The organism is Ruminococcoides bili, assembly GCF_040093295.1.
GTDB lineage: Bacteria > Bacillota > Clostridia > Oscillospirales > Acutalibacteraceae > Ruminococcoides > Ruminococcoides intestinale_A.
The window spans coordinates 1-1,149 of record NZ_JBBNJY010000092.1 but is presented as its reverse complement, the minus strand read 5'-3'; the positions used below and the strand labels follow the sequence as shown (position 1 = coordinate 1,149).

General features: G+C 48.7%; 1 rRNA gene. It reads right to left on the bottom strand.

Annotated elements, in window-relative coordinates:
- A 23S ribosomal RNA gene (locus AAAY30_RS11495) occupies window positions 1–1,149 on the bottom strand; the annotation flags it as partial.

Below are 1,149 nucleotides of genomic sequence, written 5' to 3'. Positions count from 1 at the left end.
ATTTCAGTCCCTTGCGCCCGGGTCAACCATCGCCCGGGTTAAACGCTTTGTATGTGTCCCTTTGTTTAAATTGTAGACGGTAACGGAATATCAACCGTTTGTGCATCGGCTACGCCTTTCGGCCTGACCTTAGCTCCCGACTTACTTGGAGCGGACGAACCTTCCTCCAAAAACCTTAGACTTTCGGCCATTAAGATTCTCACTTAATTCTCGCTACTTATTCCGGCATTCTCACTTCTGTACAGTCCACCGCCGCTTTCGCTACGACTTCACTCCGTACAGAACGCTCTCCTACCATACCTTGCGGTATCCTAAGCTTCGGTGTATAGTTTAGCCCCGTTAAATTTTCGGCGCAGAATCACTCGACCAGTGAGCTATTACGCACTCTTTTAATGAGTGGCTGCTTCTAAGCCAACATCCTGGTTGTCTATGCAATTCCACATCCTTTTCCACTTAACTATACTTTGGGACCTTAGCTGTAGGTCTGGGCTGTTTCCCTTTTGACAATGAAACTTATCTCCCACTGTCTGACTCCTGGAAAACGATTATCTGGCATTCTTAGTTTGATAAGGTTCAGTAACCTCTCGGCCCCTAGCCAATTCAGTGCTTTACCTCCAGTAATCTATTCCAAGGCTAGCCCTAAAGCTATTTCGGAGAGAACCAGCTATCTCCGGGTTCGATTGGAATTTCTCCGCTACCCACACCTCATCCGCTACCATTTCAACGGGAGTCGGTTCGGCCCTCCATGAAGTTTTACCTGCACTTCAGCCTGGACATGGGTAGGTCACCCGGTTTCGGGTCGAATACAACTGACTTCATGCGCCCTTTTCAGACTCGCTCTCGCTACGGCTTCACACCTTAAGTGCTTAACCTTGCCAGTTACATTCACTCGCCGGACCATTCTACAAAAGGTACCCGATCGTTCGTTGATGAACTTTCGGTGCTTGTAAACACAAGGTTTCAGGTTCTCTTTCACTCCCCTTCCGGGGTGCTTTTCACCTTTCCTTCACAGTACTTCTTCTCTATCGGTCACCGAGTAGTATTTAGGCTTGGAGGATGGTCCCCCCGTATTCCCACCGGGTTTCACGTGTCCGGCGGTACTCTGGATACAGTCTGATGTCTTAACTTTTCGCCTACTGGATTTTCACC